Below are 15,688 nucleotides of genomic sequence, written 5' to 3' on the forward strand. Positions count from 1 at the left end.
ATGAGGGACGCACTCCAAAAAAACGAGTTTTTTTTCTCCCCCCCGAAGGAGCCCACGAAAGCGTATGGAACTCCACCCCCACAAACACCACACACCCCCCCCGCTCCAGGTCGAGGCCTTGCCGGCCGTCAGACCTCGACGACGACCGGGAGGATCATCGGGCGCCGACGGTAGGTGTCGGACACCCACTTGCCCAGCGTGCGACGGATGAGCTGCTGGAGCTGATGGGGCTCCACCACACCGTCCTGGGCCGAGCGCTCCAGGACCTCCGTGATCTTCGGGATGACCTCGGCGAAGACGGAATCGTCGATGCCGGAGCCGCGTGCCTGCACGTGCGGGCCGGCCGTGAGCTTGCCGGTGCTGGCGTCCATCACCACGAAGACCGAGATGATGCCCTCGTCGCCGAGGATCTTGCGGTCCTTCAGCGCGGGCTCACCGACGTCACCGACCGAGAGGCCGTCGACGTAGACGTACCCGGCCTGGACCTTGCCGGCGATCTTGGCCTTGCCCTCGATCAGGTCGACGACGACGCCGTCCTCGGCGATGACGATCCGGTCGTGCGGGACGCCGGTCAGGGCGCCCAGCTCGGCGTTGGCGCGCAGGTGGCGCCATTCGCCGTGGACCGGCATCAGGTTGCGCGGCCTGCAGATGTTGTAGAAGTACAGGAGCTCGCCCGCGGAGGCGTGACCCGAGACGTGCACCTTGGCGTTGCCCTTGTGGACGACGTTGGCGCCCCAGCGGGTCAGGCCGTTGATGACGCGGTAGACCGCGTTCTCGTTGCCCGGGATCAGCGACGACGCGAGGATCACCGTGTCGCCCTGGACGATCCGGATCTGGTGGTCGCGGTTCGCCATCCGGGAGAGGGCGGCCATCGGCTCGCCCTGGGATCCCGTACAGACGAGGACGACCTCGTGGTCCGGAAGGTCGTCGAGCGTCTTGACGTCGACGACCAGGCCCGGCGGGACCTTCAGATAGCCGAGGTCGCGCGCGATGCCCATGTTGCGGACCATCGAGCGGCCGACGAAGGCGACCCTGCGGCCGTACTCGTGGGCGGTGTCGAGGATCTGCTGGATGCGGTGCACATGGCTGGCGAAGCTGGCCACGATGATGCGCTTGCCGGCGTTCGCGAAGACCTGGCGCAGCACGTTCTGGATGTCGCGCTCGGGCGGGACGAAGCCCGGGACCTCGGCGTTCGTGGAGTCCGAGAGGAGAAGGTCGATGCCTTCCTCGCTCAGCCGGGCGAACGCGTGCAGGTCGGTGAGCCGGCCGTCCAGCGGGAGCTGGTCCATCTTGAAGTCGCCGGTGTGGACGACCATGCCCGCGGGGGTGCGGATGGCGACCGCGAGGGCGTCGGGGATGGAGTGGTTGACCGCGACGAACTCGCAGTCGAAGGGGCCGATGCGCTCGCGGTGGCCCTCGGCCACTTCGAGCGTGTAGGGCCGGATGCGGTGCTCCTGGAGCTTCGCCTCGATGAGCGCGAGGGTCAGCTTGGAGCCGATCAGCGGGATGTCCGGCTTCTCGCGGAGCAGGAAGGGCACGCCACCGATGTGGTCCTCGTGGCCGTGCGTGAGCACGATGCCCTCGATGTCGTCGAGGCGGTCCCGGATGGACGTGAAGTCCGGCAGGATCAGGTCGATTCCGGGCTGCTCCTCCTCGGGGAAGAGCACTCCGCAGTCGACGATCAGCAGACGGCCTCCGTATTCGAAGACCGTCATGTTCCGGCCGATCTCGCCGAGGCCGCCGAGCGGGGTGACGCGCAGGCCGCCCTTCGGGAGGGCCGGCGGTGCGCCGAGTTCAGGATGCGGATGACTCAAAAGACTCTCCTCACCACGCGCGCCACGTACCTGGCAAGGCACGTGGCGCGCGTGACGTTCGTGCAGTAGCTGTTGTGTGTGGGGTGCAGGCTCATGGCCTGCGTTCATACGTATTCAGTTGTGAAGTCTGTGGTTAGAGCTCTACCCCGCCGGCGCCAAGATCGATCTTGAGCTGGCTGGTCTCCTCGGGCGACAGTTCGACCATCGGGGCGCGGAGCGGACCGGCGGGCAGGCCCTGGAGGGCGAGCGCGGCCTTGGTCGTCATGACGCCCTGGGTGCGGAACATGCCGGTGAAGACGGGGAGCAGCTTCTGGTGGATCTCGGTGGCCTTCTGGACGTCCCCGGAGAGGTAGGCGTCGAGCATCGCGCGCAGGTCCGGGGTGACGACGTGACCGACGACGGAGACGAAGCCCACCGCGCCGACGGAGAGCAGCGGCAGGTTCAGCATGTCGTCGCCCGAGTACCACGCGAGGCCGGAGCGGGCGATCGCCCAGCTTGCGCGGCCGAGGTCTCCCTTGGCGTCCTTGTTGGCGACGATACGCGGGTGTTCGGCGAGCCGCACCAGGGTTTCGGTGTTGATCGGTACGCCGCTGCGGCCGGGGATGTCGTAGAGCATGACCGGCAGTTCGGTCGCGTCGGCGATGGCCGAGAAGTGACGGTACAGACCCTCTTGCGGGGGCTTGTTGTAGTACGGCGTCACGGTCAGCAGGCCGTGCGCGCCGGCCTTCTCGGCGTCGCGGGCGAGCTCGATGCTGTGGCGGGTGTCGTTCGTGCCGACGCCGGCGACGATGTGGGCGCGGTCGCCCACCGCCTCCAGCACGGCTCGTACGAGCTCCGATTTCTCCGCGTTGCTGGTGGTCGGGGACTCACCGGTGGTGCCGTTGATGATCAGGCCGTCGTTGCCTGCGTCCACCAGGTGGGTCGCGAGCCGCTGAGCGCCGTCGAGGTCGAGTCCGCCGTCCGCCGTGAAGGGCGTGACCATGGCGGTGAGGACCCGCCCGAAGGGGGTCTGCGGAGTGGAGGTCGGAGCCATGGGTAATACGCTACTCGCTGCTCACCGCGTGGTCTGCCCTCGGGGGCCACGACAAAGCATGACAAAGGTGGAACCCGGCACTGCCTGCTCGGGGGTTCAAGCAGTGCCGGGTCCGTTTGATCAGGCTAGATGAACTTCGCGAAATGCCGCAATACGGACACTTCGCTCGGCTGAACCGTACATCTGTGCCGGACCGGTGCGCGGTGGCGCGTTACGGCGCCACGCGCCCGTTGGCGTTGTAGGCCGCGTGCGTGAGAGGCATGAGCCGGGACCACTCCGCCTCCATCTTCTCGGCGACCATCTCGATCTCCCGCTGCGGGAACGACGGCACCTTCGCGAGCTCGTGCTGGGTGCGCAGGCCGAGGAAGTGCATCAGCGAACGGGCGTTGCAGGTGGCGTACATCGAGGAGAAGAGTCCGACCGGAAGGGTGGCGCGGGCGACCTCGCGGGCGACACCGGCCTTCAGCATCTCCTGGTACGCGGCGTAGGACTGCCGGTAGGACTCCTCCATGGCCCGGGTGACGGTCCTGTGCTGTTCGGGGGTGCCCTCGACGAACTCGTACTTGCCGGGGCGGCCCTGCTGGACCAGCTTGCGGTCCTCGGCGGGGACGTAGAAGACGGGCTCCAGCTCCCTGTAGCGACCGGACTCCTCGTTGTACGACCAGCCCACGCGGTGCCGCATGAACTCGCGGAAGACGAAGATCGGCGCGCTGACGAAGAAGGTCATCGAGTTGTGCTCGAAGGGGCTGCCGTGACGGTCCCGCATCAGGTAGTTGATCAGGCCCTTGGAGCGCTCGGGGTCCTTCTGCAGCTCCTCCAGCGACTGCTCACCGGCGGTGGAGACGCGGGCGGCGAACAGCACGTCGGCGTCGGAGGCCGTGTGCTTGATCAGCTCGACGGTGACATCGCCGCGGAAGCTGGGCTTGAGGTCGTCGGCTGGGGTGTCGGTCACGGTGAGCGGGGTCCTTCCATCACTGGCTTCGGGCGGCGACCACTCTACGGCCCGGCACCGACAACGGGCGTTCGGTGCCGGGCCGCGACATTCATCGGCGAACTTCTGCGAATTCGGTGATTCCGGGCACCTCTTGTAACGTTCGCCCGTCTGTATGAGTGAGAGCGGCGTGTTCGAGAGGTTCGCGCCGCTTGCCATCGGATCGCCCCGGTCGCCCGGAACACCCAGGTCGCCCGGAACACCCCGGATCACGTCACCGTGCCCGCAGGCCCCCCAGAGGAGAAGCACCGCCCATGTCCAGTCGGCGCGAGCCCGTCCCGTTCGCCTTCACCGCCGAAGCCGACTCCTTCCGCAGCAACGTCACCCCGCCGCCGCGTGAGCGGTCCACCGCCGGGCAGATAGCCGGCCGGTGGCTCTTCGGCCTCACCCTGGCCGCCGGGATAGCCGGATCCCTGATATTCGGAATGCCCGCCCTGTCGCAGGATCCGTCACCCGCGCAGACGCAGCACTCCGTGGCGTCGGACGGCCGCTGACTCTTCCGGACCCCCAAGGGTGGTGAGCCGGCAGCCGGCTCGATAACCTCACCGGGCACTGCCCTTGTGTGGATCGAGTGAGGATCGAACGTGCCCCTGGCCTTTCTGACGGCGGACCGCGCCTTTGACGAGGCGGCGGAGGATGTCGCGCTTCCCTTCGACGACCGCGACCGCTGGAGGCGCCCCTACCGGCCCGGCCCCTGGCGGGTGGGCGCGGCCGCGCTCGTCCTGCTGCTCGCCTCGTACGTGCTCGTCGCGGCCGTGATCATCGCCGTCGCCGGGACGCTGCCCGGTGCCGCGGCCTGCATGGCCGCCGCGGCGGTCGTCATCCTGTGCGCGCTGCGCCTGCTGCGCATGGGCGTGTGGGTCAGCGCCCGGGGGCTGCGCCGGGTGGGCTTCTTCGTCACGCGGACGACCCCCTGGAAGCAGGTCCTGGCGGTGCGCACGGTGCAGCAGCCGGTGCGCTGGATGGGGCTGCCCCGCACCGTCCAGGGCCAGGCTCTGACGCTGGTGAGCACGGACCGGGAGCCGGGGGACGTGCCGCCGCTCATGACCACGCACAACGCCGACTTCCTGGCGCGTACCGAAGCCTTCGACCGGGCGGCGGACGTCGTCGAGGTGTGGGCCGACGAGTACCGCCGGGCCTGAGGCGCCGGGGAGAAACGTCACGGCGAAGGGGCCGGTCCGCACGGGGTGCGGGCCGGCCCCTTCGCCGTACGAGGACGACCTGGTCAGGCTTCCAGGGTCCGGCCCTCGTGGAGGGCGATGGCCCGTTGCATGGCCTTGCGGGCGCGCGGGGTGTCGCGGGCGTCGTGGTAGGCGACTGCGAGGCGGAACCAGCTCCGCCAGTCGTCCGGGGCGTCCTCGGTCTCGGCCTTGCGGCGGGCGAAGACCTCGTCGGCCGAGTCGCGGTCGATGCGGCCGTTCTCGGTGCGCCGCAGTTCGTCGACGGGCAGTCCGCCCTCGGCGTCGAGCACCGAGGCGAGCCGGTTGGCCTTCCGGACGAACTGGGTGTTCTGCCAGAGGAACCAGATGCCGATGACCGGCAGGATGAGCACCGCGACACCGAAGGTGACGGTGATCAGGGTGCCGTTCTGGATGAGCAGCACCCCCCGGCTGCCGACCAGGACGAAATAGACGACCAGGACGGCGGCCGTGATGGCATAGGTGATCTTCGCGCGCATGTCTGCCGGCTAACTGTCGTACGTCCCCGGCTCAGCCGAGGTCGAGGAAGTGTTCCAGACCGAAGGTGAGGCCCGGGGTGGTCACCACGCGGCGGGCGCCGAGCAGGATGCCCGGCATGAAGCTGCTGTGGTGGAGGGAGTCGTGGCGGATGGTCAGGGTCTCGCCCTCACCGCCGAGGAGGACCTCCTGGTGGGCCAGGAGACCGCGCAGCCGGATCGCGTGCACCGGGACGCCGTCCACGTCGGCGCCGCGGGCGCCGTCCAGGGCGGTGACCGTGGCGTCGGGCTGCGGGGCGCTGCCCGCGCGCTCACGGGCCGCCGCGATGAGCTGGGCGGTGCGCGTGGCCGTGCCGCTGGGCGCGTCCACCTTGTTCGGGTGGTGCAGTTCGACGACCTCGACGGACTCGAAGTACGGCGCGGCCGCCTCGGCGAACTTCATCGTCAGGACGGCCCCGATGGAGAAGTTGGGCGCGATGAGCACGCCCGTCTCCGGGGACGCGGCGAGCGAGGTGCCGAGCTGCGCGAGGCGCTCCTCGGTCCAGCCGGTCGTGCCGACGACGGCGTGGATGCCGTGCCGGACGCAGAAGTCGAGGTTGCCCATCACCGAGGCCGGGGTGGTCAGTTCGACCACGACCTGGGTGCCGGCCTCGACCAGCGTCTCCAGCTTGTCGCCACGGCTCAGCGCGGCCACCAGCTCCATGTCCTCGGCGGCGTCGACGGCTCGTACCGCCTCGGCTCCGATCCGGCCCTTGGCACCGAGGACCGCCACGCGCAGCTTGCTCATTGCTTCGTTCCTTACCGAGACGGGATTTACGCGACCGCGTCGTGCAGCCGGGACGCCTGCTTGTCCTTGACCGGGCCGATGACCGCCAGCGAGGGCCGCTGTCCCAGGATGTCCCGGGCGACGGCGCGGACCTCGTCGGGGGTGACCGACGCTATCCGGGCGAGCATGTCGTCGACCGACATCTGCTCGCCCCAGCACAGCTCACTCTTGCCGATGCGGTTCATCAGCGCGCCGGTGTCCTCCAGGCCGAGGACCGTGGAGCCCTGGAGCTGGCCGATGGCGCGGCCTATCTCGTCGTCCGAGAGTCCGTGCTCGGCGACCTGGTCGAGCTCGTCGCGGCACAGCTTGAGGACGTCGTGGACCTGGCTCGGGCGGCAGCCCGCGTAGACGCCGAAGAGGCCGCAGTCGGCGAAGCCCGAGGTGTACGAGTACACGCTGTAGGCCAGGCCGCGCTTCTCACGGACCTCCTGGAACAGGCGCGAGGACATGCCTCCGCCGAGGGCGGTGTTCAGGACGCCGAGGGCCCAGCGGCGCTCGTCGGTGCGGGCCAGGCCCGGCATGCCGAGGACGACGTGGGCCTGCTCGGTCTTGCGGCCGAGGAGCTCGACGCGGCCCGCGGTGCGGATGCTGCGCAGGCCGTCGCGCGGGGCGATGGGGGCGGCCGTGGCGTTCTTGAAGGCGCCGGCCTTCTCGAAGGCGGCGCGGACCTGGCGTACGACTTTGTTGTGGTCGACGTTGCCCGCGCAGGCGACGACGAGGTGCGTCGGGTCGTAGTGCTTCTTGTAGAAGCGGCGGATGCGGTCCGCGGTGAGCGCGTTGACGGTGTTGACCGTGCCGAGGACAGGGCGGCCGAGGGGGGTGTCGCCGAGCATGGTGTGCGCGAACAGGTCGTGCACGCAGTCGCCCGGGTCGTCCTCGGTCATCGCGATCTCTTCGAGGATGGCGCCGCGTTCGACGTTGACGTCGTCCTCGAGGATGAGCGAGCCGGTCAGCATGTCGCAGACGACGTCGATGGCCAGCGGCAGGTCGGTGTCGAGCACGCGTGCGTAGTAGCACGTGTACTCCTTGGCCGTGAACGCGTTCATCTCGCCGCCGACCGCGTCGATCGCCGAGGAGATGTCCAGGGCGGACCTGCGGCTGGTGCCCTTGAAGAGCAGGTGCTCCAGGTAGTGCGTGGCGCCGTTCAGGGACGGCGTCTCGTCGCGGGAGCCCACGTGCGCCCAGATGCCGAACGTGGCGGAGCGCACGGAGGGGAGCGTCTCGGTGACGATGCGCAGCCCGCCGGGCAGGGTGGTCTTGCGGACCGTGCCGATGCCGTTCGCGCCCTTGATGAGGGTTTGGGTACGGGCGACGGCCCGCGCCTCCGAAGAGGTGCGGGCCGTCGTCGTGGAGCTACTCGACGTCACTGGTCGGTGTCGTCCTTCTTGTCGTCGTCGCCTTCGCCCTCGACCACGGGGATGAGGGAGAGCTTGCCGCGCGAGTCGATCTCGGCGATCTCGACCTGGACCTTCTGGCCCACACCGAGGACGTCCTCGACGTTCTCCACGCGCTTGCCGCCGGCGAGCTTGCGGATCTGCGAGATGTGCAGCAGACCGTCCTTGCCCGGGAGCAGCGACACGAACGCGCCGAAGGTCGTCGTCTTCACGACGGTGCCCAGGTAGCGCTCGCCGACCTCCGGCATGGTCGGGTTGGCGATGCCGTTGATCGTGGCGCGGGCGGCCTCGGCGGCCGGGCCGTCGGCGGCACCGATGTAGATGGTGCCGTCGTCCTCGATCGTGATCTCGGCGCCGGTGTCCTCCTGGATCTGGTTGATCATCTTGCCCTTGGGGCCGATGACCTCACCGATCTTGTCCACGGGGATCTTGACCGTGATGATCCGCGGGGCGTTCGGGGACATCTCGTCCGGCGTGTCGATCGCTTCCATCATCACGTCGAGGATGTGGAGGCGGGCGTCGCGGGCCTGCTTGAGGGCCGCGGCCAGGACGGAGGCGGGGATGCCGTCCAGCTTGGTGTCGAGCTGGAGGGCGGTCACGAACTCCTTGGTGCCGGCGACCTTGAAGTCCATGTCGCCGAAGGCGTCCTCCGCACCGAGGATGTCGGTGAGGGCGACGTAGTGCGTCTGGCCGTCGATCTCCTGGGAGATGAGACCCATGGCGATGCCCGCGACGGCGGCCTTCAGCGGCACACCGGCGTTGAGCAGCGACATCGTGGAGGCGCAGACCGAGCCCATGGACGTCGAGCCGTTGGAGCCGAGGGCCTCGGACACCTGACGGATCGCGTAGGGGAACTCCTCGCGGGTCGGCAGGACCGGCACGATCGCGCGCTCGGCGAGCGCGCCGTGGCCGATCTCGCGACGCTTCGGGGAGCCGACGCGGCCGGTCTCACCGACGGAGTACGGCGGGAAGTTGTAGTTGTGCATGTAGCGCTTGCGGGTCACCGGGGAGAGGGTGTCCAGCTGCTGCTCCATGCGGAGCATGTTGAGGGTGGTGACGCCCAGGATCTGGGTCTCGCCACGCTCGAACAGCGCCGAGCCGTGCACGCGCGGGATGGCCTCGACCTCGGCGGCCAGCGTACGGATGTCCGTGACGCCGCGGCCGTCGATGCGGACCTTGTCCTTGATGACGCGCTCGCGGACGAGCTTCTTGGTCAGCGCGCGGTAGGCGGCGGAGATCTCCTTCTCGCGACCCTCGAACTGCGGGAGCAGCTTCTCGGCGGCGATCTCCTTGACGCGGTCCAGCTCGGCCTCGCGGTCCTGCTTGCCGGCGATGGTGAGCGCCTGGGCGAGCTCGCTCTTGACCGCGGCGGTGAGGGCCTCCAGGACGTCGTCCTGGTAGTCGAGGAAGATCGGGAACTCGGCGGTCGGCTTGGCGGCCTTCGCGGCGAGGTCCGACTGCGCCTTGCACAGGACCTTGATGAAGGGCTTCGCGGCGTCGAGACCGGCGGCCACGACCTCCTCGGTCGGCGCCTCGGCGCCACCCTGGACGAGCTGGATGGTCTTCTCGGTGGCCTCGGCCTCGACCATCATGATCGCGACGTCGCCGTCCTCCAGGACGCGACCGGCGACGACCATGTCGAAGACGGCGTCCTCGAGCTCGGTGTGCGTCGGGAACGCGACCCACTGGCCGTTGATCAGCGCGACGCGGACGCCGCCGACCGGGCCGGAGAAGGGGAGACCCGCGAGCTGCGTGGACGCGGAGGCGGCGTTGATCGCCACGACGTCGTACAGGTGGTCGGGGTTGAGCGCCATGATCGTGGCGACGACCTGGATCTCGTTGCGAAGGCCCTTCTTGAAGGACGGACGCAGCGGACGGTCGATGAGACGACAGGTGAGGACGGCGTCCTCGGAGGGGCGGCCCTCACGGCGGAAGAAGCTGCCGGGGATCTTGCCCGCGGCGTACATCCGCTCCTCGACGTCGACCGTCAGGGGGAAGAAGTCGAGCTGGTCCTTGGGCTTCTTGGAAGCGCTGGTGGCCGACAGCACCATGGTGTCGTCGTCCAGGTACGCGACGGCGGAGCCGGCGGCCTGCTTGGCCAGGCGGCCCGTCTCGAAGCGGATGGTGCGGGTGCCGAAGGAACCGTTGTCGATAACGGCCTCGGCGTAGTGGGTCTCGTTCTCCACTAGCGTTTTCTCCTCGTCTTCGTCCCGTCCTGCCCGTGTGGCAGGGGGACGGTGGCGGAGAAGCGCTCCTTCTCGTGCGGGCCGGTCTTCGATCGAAGCACCCGGGGCTCTGACGCCCGGGGGCCACTACCGAGGACCGGCGGCGATGAGGCGCGCTTCTCCTCGTTCGTTGTCGTGAGATGCCCTACCCGGCGGGTACGGCGTCGTCACGCTGTGTTCGTCCGTGCTGTTTCCTGCGTATTGCGTTGTGCTACCACACTACAAAGCGTCGGTGACACTCCGCACGTAGAGAGCTCCCTCGGCAGCACATACAGCAAAAGGAGCGGTCCCCAAGAGGTGGGAACCGCTCCCTTCACGGCGTCTTACTTGGCGCCCGCCGCACCGCGGCGGATGCCCAGGCGGTCGACCAGCGCACGGAAGCGCTGGATGTCCTTCTTGGCCAGGTACTGGAGAAGGCGGCGACGCTGACCGACCAGGATCAGCAGACCACGACGGGAGTGGTGGTCGTGCTTGTGCGTCTTGAGGTGCTCGGTCAGGTCCGAGATGCGGCGCGAGAGCATGGCGACCTGGACCTCGGGGGAGCCGGTGTCGCCCTCCTTCTGACCGAACTCGCTGATGATCTGCTTCTTCGTAGCGGCGTCGAGCGACACGCGTACTCCTCGTAGTCTCATGTGTGCCACCGAGTGCCCCTGGTCCACTTCTCAGGGGAGCTTCCGTAACTCGGGAGGCGGGGATCCGCTGGGCGCGGCCTCCAGAGCAGCGCTCCGGGGGTGCGTACACAAACGGCCGTTACACAGGGTACCAGCCGGGGCGGATACGTCTGTCCGGGTCCGCGAACCTCCCCGGACGGCGCGGACCAGGCCACTAGGGTGACGGCAGAGGTCATTCATACGTGGGGAAGGGGCCGGCGGAACATGGCCGAGGAAGCGGAGAACGACGTCAGGGCGCGCAAGGAGCGGGAGAAGGACGAGCTCTACGCACTCGACATCTCGGGCGCCGAATGGCAGAGCGCGCCGGGCACCGAGCAGCACGAGGAGCGGGTCGAGATCGCCCACCTGCCCGGGGGCGCGGTGGCCATGCGGTCCTCGCTCGACCCGGGGACGGTCCTGCGGTACACGGAGGCGGAGTGGCGGGCCTTCGTGCTGGGCGCACGCGACGGCGAGTTCGATCTGGAGCCGGCCCCGCGCGCGGGGGGACTGCCGGCGGAGTAGCGGGGCGTGGGGAACCGGGGCCGGTGCGGAGAGTCTTCCGCGGCGGCCCTTTCGTCTGCCCGGCCGTCGTCCGTCCGCGCCGCGTGCCTGACCGTCGTCCGTCCGTGGCGCGTACCTGACCGTCGTCCGTCCGTGCCGCGTGCCTGACCTTTCGTTGTCCGTCCGTGTCCGTCCGTGCCGCGCGCCCGGCCGTCGTCCCGCCGTGCCGCAAGTGTCCTTCCGGTGCCGTCGTTTGTCCGCTTTCGGGGTCAATGGTGAGCGTGCGTGGGCCACTTCTGGGCAGGGTGTGCCGTAACGGGCTTCCGCGGTGCGGTGGACGGGCCTGCCCCGCGAACAGTCATGGTGATTAGGCTGGGACCGGGCGCGACGCCTGAACCCGTGCACGGGGGGCTCGCGTTATCCGGGGGGCCGGTCAATCCGGGCGGTCTCGTACGGACTTCGGGCGGCCTCGGTCGTCCGTGAACGTCAACGGACGACAAGCAGACGGTCGACCCGGCACGGCTTGCGGGTGCTCGGCCACACCAGGAGGAATTGTGAACAGCGATCGGGGCGGGATCCGCGGGGGCTGGGCCACGCCCGGCGATGACCAGTCCGACGCCGAGTCCGCCGTCGAGACGACGGGCGAGTTCACCATCGACTACGCGCCGCCCGCCTGGTACACGCAGAACGCCTCGGCCGGTTCCGGGGATTCGGGCGGCACAGGCGACTCGGGGGACTCGGACGGTCCGGTGGGCTCGGAGGGCTCGGAGGAGTCCGACGGCCCGAAGGAGGCCGAGGGCGTGACGGACACCGGGGAGCGGCAGGAGTCGCCGGGTGCGAAGGACGCCGCGCCTTCGGGTGACTCGGCTGCCTCGGACGCCGCGGAGGGCTCGACGGCCGACGACGACGGTCCGGTGGCTGCTCCGTCGGCTGCTTCGGTGACCGGCTCGGCGCCCGTCGCCGGTCCCGGGGGTGGGCCCGACGCCGGTCCCGAGGACGTCCGGCCGCCCGTCGCACTGCCCCATGCCGTACAGCCTCAAGCGCCCGCGCCGGAATCGGCACCGACTCCGGTCGCGGAAGTCGGTGGCCCGACCGCTCTGCCGAACCTGCCCGCGGGCGGGTTCCAGGCACCGTGGACGGCTGCCGCTCCGGTGGCCTCCGTTCCCGGCCCCGCGTCCGACGCGCAGGACTCCGCGAGCGGGGACCTCGAGAGCGGCGCGACCATGCGGTTCTCCGCTGTCGCGCTGCAGCGGGAGATCGCGGAACGGGCGGCCGCCGAGGACGCGGTCGTCGCCGAGTCCGGCGACACGGACGCTCAGGCCGAGGGCCCGGCCGAGGCGGAGGCCGAGGCGGAGGCCGAGGCGGAGGCCGAGGCGGAGGCCGAGGCGGAGGCCGAGGCGGAGGCCGAGGCGGAGGCCGAGGCGGAGGCCGAGGCCGAAACCGCCTCCACCTCCACCTCCGACGAAGGCGACGACCGGGGCGACGAGGGCACGGTGTCCGGCGAGGACGCGGCCGAGGCCGCGGGCCCGCCCGCAGCCCTGGCCCTGGTCCGGCCGGAGGACGCCGCCCCGTCCGAGCAGGTGGCTCCCGACCGGCCCGTGGCCGCGCCCGAGCCCGCCTCCTCCCCCGCGCCCGCCATCGATCCCGTGCTCGCCTACCAGTCGCTCGAGGCGGCCTCCCAGTCCCAGCGCGGCGTTTCCGACGTGCCGGTGGCCGACCGGTCCGCCCCGGCCGACGCCGTCGCCGTTCCCTCCGGCTCCGAGTCCACCGGGGTCCCGGCCGAGACCGACGGCGCGGTCCGCACGGACACCGGTACAGACGCCGGTACGGACGGCGTCACCGACTCGGGTGCGCACGACGACGCCGAGTACGAGCTCCAGGACGTCTCACGCCAGGACGGTGAGCCGCAGGACTCGGTGCCCCAGGACGGCGAGCCCCAGGACGCGGTGCCCGTGGTCCGGCCGCAGGAGCCCGAGGGTGTCCAGGACGCGCCTCCGGCCTGGGCTCCGCCGCCGCTGCCGCAGGGTGGGCTGCCGCCGCTGCCGCCCTCCTACCAGCCCGCCGCCCCCGCTCCGGCTCCGCAGTGGCCCGCCACGACGGAACCCGCGCCGGCCCCGCAGGGCCAGGTGCCGCACCAGGCGCCGATCCCGCAGCAGGCACCCGTGGCTCCGGCTCCGGGCCAGCCCTTCCAGGCACCGGCCGCACAGGCACCGGCTCCCGGTCAGCCCTTCCAGCCCCCGGCCCCACAAGCACCAGCTCCCGGTCAGCCCTTCCAGGCACCCGCGCCGGCGCCTGCTCCCGCACCCGGTCAGCCCTTCCAGCCCCCGGCGCCGCAGCACGTACCGGTTCCCCCGCAGGCCCAGCCCGCGGAGGCGCCCGCTCCTGCCGCGCCGCAGCAGGGGAGTTACGGGTTCCCGCAGTCCGGCGCCCCGGACCCGGCGTCCGCCCCGCAGGGCAGCTACGGCTTCCCGCACCCGGGCGTGCCCGCTCCGGCCCCCGCTCCCGCGACCCCGCCCGCCCCGGCCCCGGCCCCGGGCTACGGATTCCCCCAGCCCGGCACCGCACCCCAGGACCAGCAAGCGGCCCACCCCGCCGCCCCGCAGGCAGCACCCGGCTACGGCTTCCCGCAGCCCGCCCCGGCCGCCCAGCCCGCGCCGGACCCCGTACCGCAGCAGGCCCCGGCACCCGCCCCTGCTCCCGCTCCTCAGCCCGGCTACGGCTTCCCGCAGTCCCAGGCCCCGGCACAGCCGGCCCCCGGGCCGGGCTACGGCTTCCCGCAGCCGGGCACCGCACCCCAGGACCAGCAGGCCGCCCACCCCGCCGCCCCGCAGGCCCCCGGCTACGGGTTCCCGCAGCCCGCGCCGGACGCCGCGCCGCCGCAGGCCCCGGCGCCCACCCCTGCTCCGGCCCCTCAGCCCGGCTACGGCTTCCCGCAGCCGGCGTCCGACTCGCCCGCCCCGCAGCCCGGTTACGACCTCGCGCAGCCGCAGGCCGCCCCGGCCCACCCGGCACCGGCTCAGCAGCAGCCCCCGTACCAGCCGGGTCCGCCGGCCGGGCAGCAGCAGCCCGCCGCCCCGGCCGCCCCCGTGGACCCGCGGACCGGTACGGCCTGGCCGCAGCCGGTGCGGCACGACCAGCGGCAGCCGACCAACCCCGGTGCGGCGCCGCTCGGTTACACCGCGGCGGTGGAGCTGTCCTCCGACCGGCTGCTCAACAACAAGCGGCAGAAGGTCAAGAGCGGCCGTCCGGCCGCCGCGCAGTCGCGGTTCAAGCTGGGCGGCAAGAAGGAAGAGGCCGAGCGGCAGCGGAAGTTGGAGCTGATCCGGACCCCGGTGCTCTCCTGCTACCGGATCGCCGTCATCAGTCTCAAGGGCGGTGTGGGCAAGACGACCACGACCACCGCGCTCGGCTCCACGCTCGCCACCGAGCGTCAGGACAAGATCCTCGCCATCGACGCCAACCCGGACGCCGGCACGCTCGGCCGCCGGGTGCGCCGCGAGACCGGGGCCACCATCCGTGACCTCGTGCAGGCGATCCCGTACATCAACTCGTACATGGACATCCGGCGGTTCACCTCGCAGGCGCCCTCCGGGCTGGAGATCATCGCCAACGACGTCGACCCGGCCGTGTCCACGGCCTTCAACGACGAGGACTACCGGCGCGCGATCGACGTCCTCGGCAAGCAGTACCCGATCATCCTGACCGACTCCGGCACGGGTCTGCTGTACAGCGCCATGCGCGGGGTGCTCGATCTGGCCGACCAGCTCATCATCATCTCGACGCCCTCGGTGGACGGGGCGAGCAGCGCCAGTACGACGCTGGACTGGCTGTCGGCGCACGGGTACGCGGATCTCGTCTCGCGGTCCATCACGGTCATCTCCGGAGTGCGCGAGACCGGCAAGATGATCAAGGTGGACGACATCGTCAGCCACTTCGAGACGCGCTGCCGCGGTGTCGTGACCGTGCCGTTCGACGAGCACCTGGCCGCGGGTGCCGAGGTCGACCTCGACATGATGCGGCCCAAGGTGCGCGAGGCGTACTTCAACCTCTCCGCGATGGTGGCCGAGGACTTCGCGCGGCACCAGCAGTCGCACGGTCTGTGGACCAACGACGGCAACCCGCCGCCGGTGGCCGCACCGCCGATGCCGGGTCAGTACGTTCCCGGGCAGTACGTTCCTGGACAGCAGGTTCCGGGGCAGCAGGTTCCGGGACAACCCGCGCCTGGTCAGGCCCCGCAGCAGCCGCCGCAGCCCCAGCAGCCCCAGCAGCCGCAGCAGCAAGGGCCGTACGGACAGCCGGGACAGCCCTATCCGCCGCAGCCCGGTCAGCCCTATCCGCAGGCGCCGGGACAGGGCCACCCGCAGCCGCAGCCGCCCCAGCCCGGTCAGCAGTACCAGCCGGGGCAGCCGTACCAGCCTGGTCAGCCCTACCAGCCGAACCAGGGGCAGAACCCGCCGCCGCCGGCGCCCCCGCAGCAGTAGCGGCCCGGCTCCCCGGCGGACACCGCCGGGGAGCCGGTACGTGTGAAGGCCCGCACCGTCCTGAACGGTGCGGGCCTTCACACGTCCGGGCACTGCCC

The 15,688-nt window shown here is 70.9% G+C and carries 12 protein-coding genes; 4 read left to right on the forward strand and 8 right to left on the reverse strand.

The genetic code is table 11. The features are described from left to right. Window positions 1-128 precede the first annotated feature (128 nt). The 3 genes from ACZ4TO_RS34730 to thyX all read right to left on the reverse strand — a co-directional run bounded on the left by ACZ4TO_RS34730 (window position 129) and on the right by thyX (window position 3,799). Window positions 129-1,814 carry a ribonuclease J gene (locus ACZ4TO_RS34730; protein WP_382790487.1) on the reverse strand — a complete coding sequence of 562 codons (1,686 nt, stop codon included), beginning with the start codon at window positions 1,812-1,814 and terminating at the stop codon, window positions 129-131. A gap of 133 nt (window positions 1,815-1,947) precedes the next feature. Continuing rightward, complete coding sequence (gene dapA / locus ACZ4TO_RS34735; RefSeq protein WP_355767956.1) at window positions 1,948-2,847, reverse strand: 4-hydroxy-tetrahydrodipicolinate synthase; 900 nt, start codon at window positions 2,845-2,847, stop codon at window positions 1,948-1,950. A 211-nt stretch (window positions 2,848-3,058) separates the two neighbouring features. Continuing rightward, window positions 3,059-3,799, reverse strand: a complete 741-nt coding sequence (gene thyX / locus ACZ4TO_RS34740; protein WP_382790490.1) for an FAD-dependent thymidylate synthase — start codon at window positions 3,797-3,799, stop codon at window positions 3,059-3,061. A gap of 293 nt (window positions 3,800-4,092) precedes the next feature. Here thyX and ACZ4TO_RS34745 point away from each other — a divergent pair, with 293 nt between their 5' ends. Both ACZ4TO_RS34745 and ACZ4TO_RS34750 read left to right on the forward strand, forming a co-directional pair. Further along, window positions 4,093-4,332, forward strand: a complete 240-nt coding sequence (locus ACZ4TO_RS34745; protein ID WP_382790494.1) for a hypothetical protein — start codon at window positions 4,093-4,095, stop codon at window positions 4,330-4,332. A gap of 90 nt (window positions 4,333-4,422) precedes the next feature. Continuing rightward, entirely contained in the window at window positions 4,423-4,980 is a 558-nt protein-coding gene (locus tag ACZ4TO_RS34750) for a hypothetical protein (RefSeq protein WP_382790496.1), read from the forward strand. 83 nt (window positions 4,981-5,063) lie between these two features. Here the strand turns inward: ACZ4TO_RS34750 and ACZ4TO_RS34755 are convergent, their stop codons facing one another. From ACZ4TO_RS34755 to rpsO, 5 genes are all read right to left on the reverse strand, one after another. Then, complete coding sequence (locus ACZ4TO_RS34755; protein ID WP_382790499.1) at window positions 5,064-5,516, reverse strand: tetratricopeptide repeat protein; 453 nt, start codon at window positions 5,514-5,516, stop codon at window positions 5,064-5,066. A gap of 31 nt (window positions 5,517-5,547) precedes the next feature. After that, the gene (gene dapB / locus ACZ4TO_RS34760; RefSeq protein ID WP_382790502.1) at window positions 5,548-6,300 is read right to left on the reverse strand and encodes a 4-hydroxy-tetrahydrodipicolinate reductase; all 753 of its coding nucleotides are present in this window, start codon (window positions 6,298-6,300) and stop codon (window positions 5,548-5,550) included. Between the two features lie 26 nt (window positions 6,301-6,326). After that, window positions 6,327-7,706, reverse strand: a complete 1,380-nt coding sequence (locus ACZ4TO_RS34765) for a M16 family metallopeptidase (RefSeq protein ID WP_382790506.1) — start codon at window positions 7,704-7,706, stop codon at window positions 6,327-6,329. Continuing rightward, window positions 7,703-9,919 (reverse strand): polyribonucleotide nucleotidyltransferase, encoded by a 2,217-nt coding sequence (locus ACZ4TO_RS34770; RefSeq protein ID WP_382790509.1) that lies wholly within the window; start codon window positions 9,917-9,919, stop codon window positions 7,703-7,705. The genes ACZ4TO_RS34765 and ACZ4TO_RS34770 overlap by 4 nt, the downstream gene beginning before the upstream one ends. 362 nt (window positions 9,920-10,281) lie before the next feature. Next, window positions 10,282-10,569, reverse strand: a complete 288-nt coding sequence (rpsO, locus tag ACZ4TO_RS34775) for a 30S ribosomal protein S15 (RefSeq protein ID WP_037741887.1) — start codon at window positions 10,567-10,569, stop codon at window positions 10,282-10,284. A gap of 264 nt (window positions 10,570-10,833) precedes the next feature. On the opposite strand from rpsO, the gene ACZ4TO_RS34780 reads away from it, so the two are divergent. Next, window positions 10,834-11,130 carry a DUF397 domain-containing protein gene (locus tag ACZ4TO_RS34780; RefSeq protein WP_382790512.1) on the forward strand — a complete coding sequence of 99 codons (297 nt, stop codon included), beginning with the start codon at window positions 10,834-10,836 and terminating at the stop codon, window positions 11,128-11,130. Window positions 11,131-11,663: 533 nt separating this feature from the next. Then, window positions 11,664-15,590: an SCO5717 family growth-regulating ATPase gene (locus tag ACZ4TO_RS34785; RefSeq protein WP_468026292.1), complete on the forward strand. Its 3,927-nt coding sequence runs from the start codon at window positions 11,664-11,666 to the stop codon at window positions 15,588-15,590. The last annotated feature ends 98 nt before the right edge of the window (window positions 15,591-15,688 follow it).

Source organism: Streptomyces sp. NPDC028298, assembly GCF_055565895.1.

Bases quoted from the DNA above. Each gene is read 5' to 3' on its own strand.
- dapA (WP_355767956.1), bottom strand. From the start codon at position 2,847: ATGGCTCCGACCTCCACTCCGCAGACCCCCTTCGGGCGGGTCCTCACC.
- ACZ4TO_RS34745 (WP_382790494.1), top strand. From the start codon at position 4,093: ATGTCCAGTCGGCGCGAGCCCGTCCCGTTCGCCTTCACCGCCGAAGCC.
- ACZ4TO_RS34755 (WP_382790499.1), bottom strand. From the start codon at position 5,516: ATGCGCGCGAAGATCACCTATGCCATCACGGCCGCCGTCCTGGTCGTC.
- dapB (WP_382790502.1), bottom strand. From the start codon at position 6,300: ATGAGCAAGCTGCGCGTGGCGGTCCTCGGTGCCAAGGGCCGGATCGGA.
- ACZ4TO_RS34780 (WP_382790512.1), top strand. From the start codon at position 10,834: ATGGCCGAGGAAGCGGAGAACGACGTCAGGGCGCGCAAGGAGCGGGAG.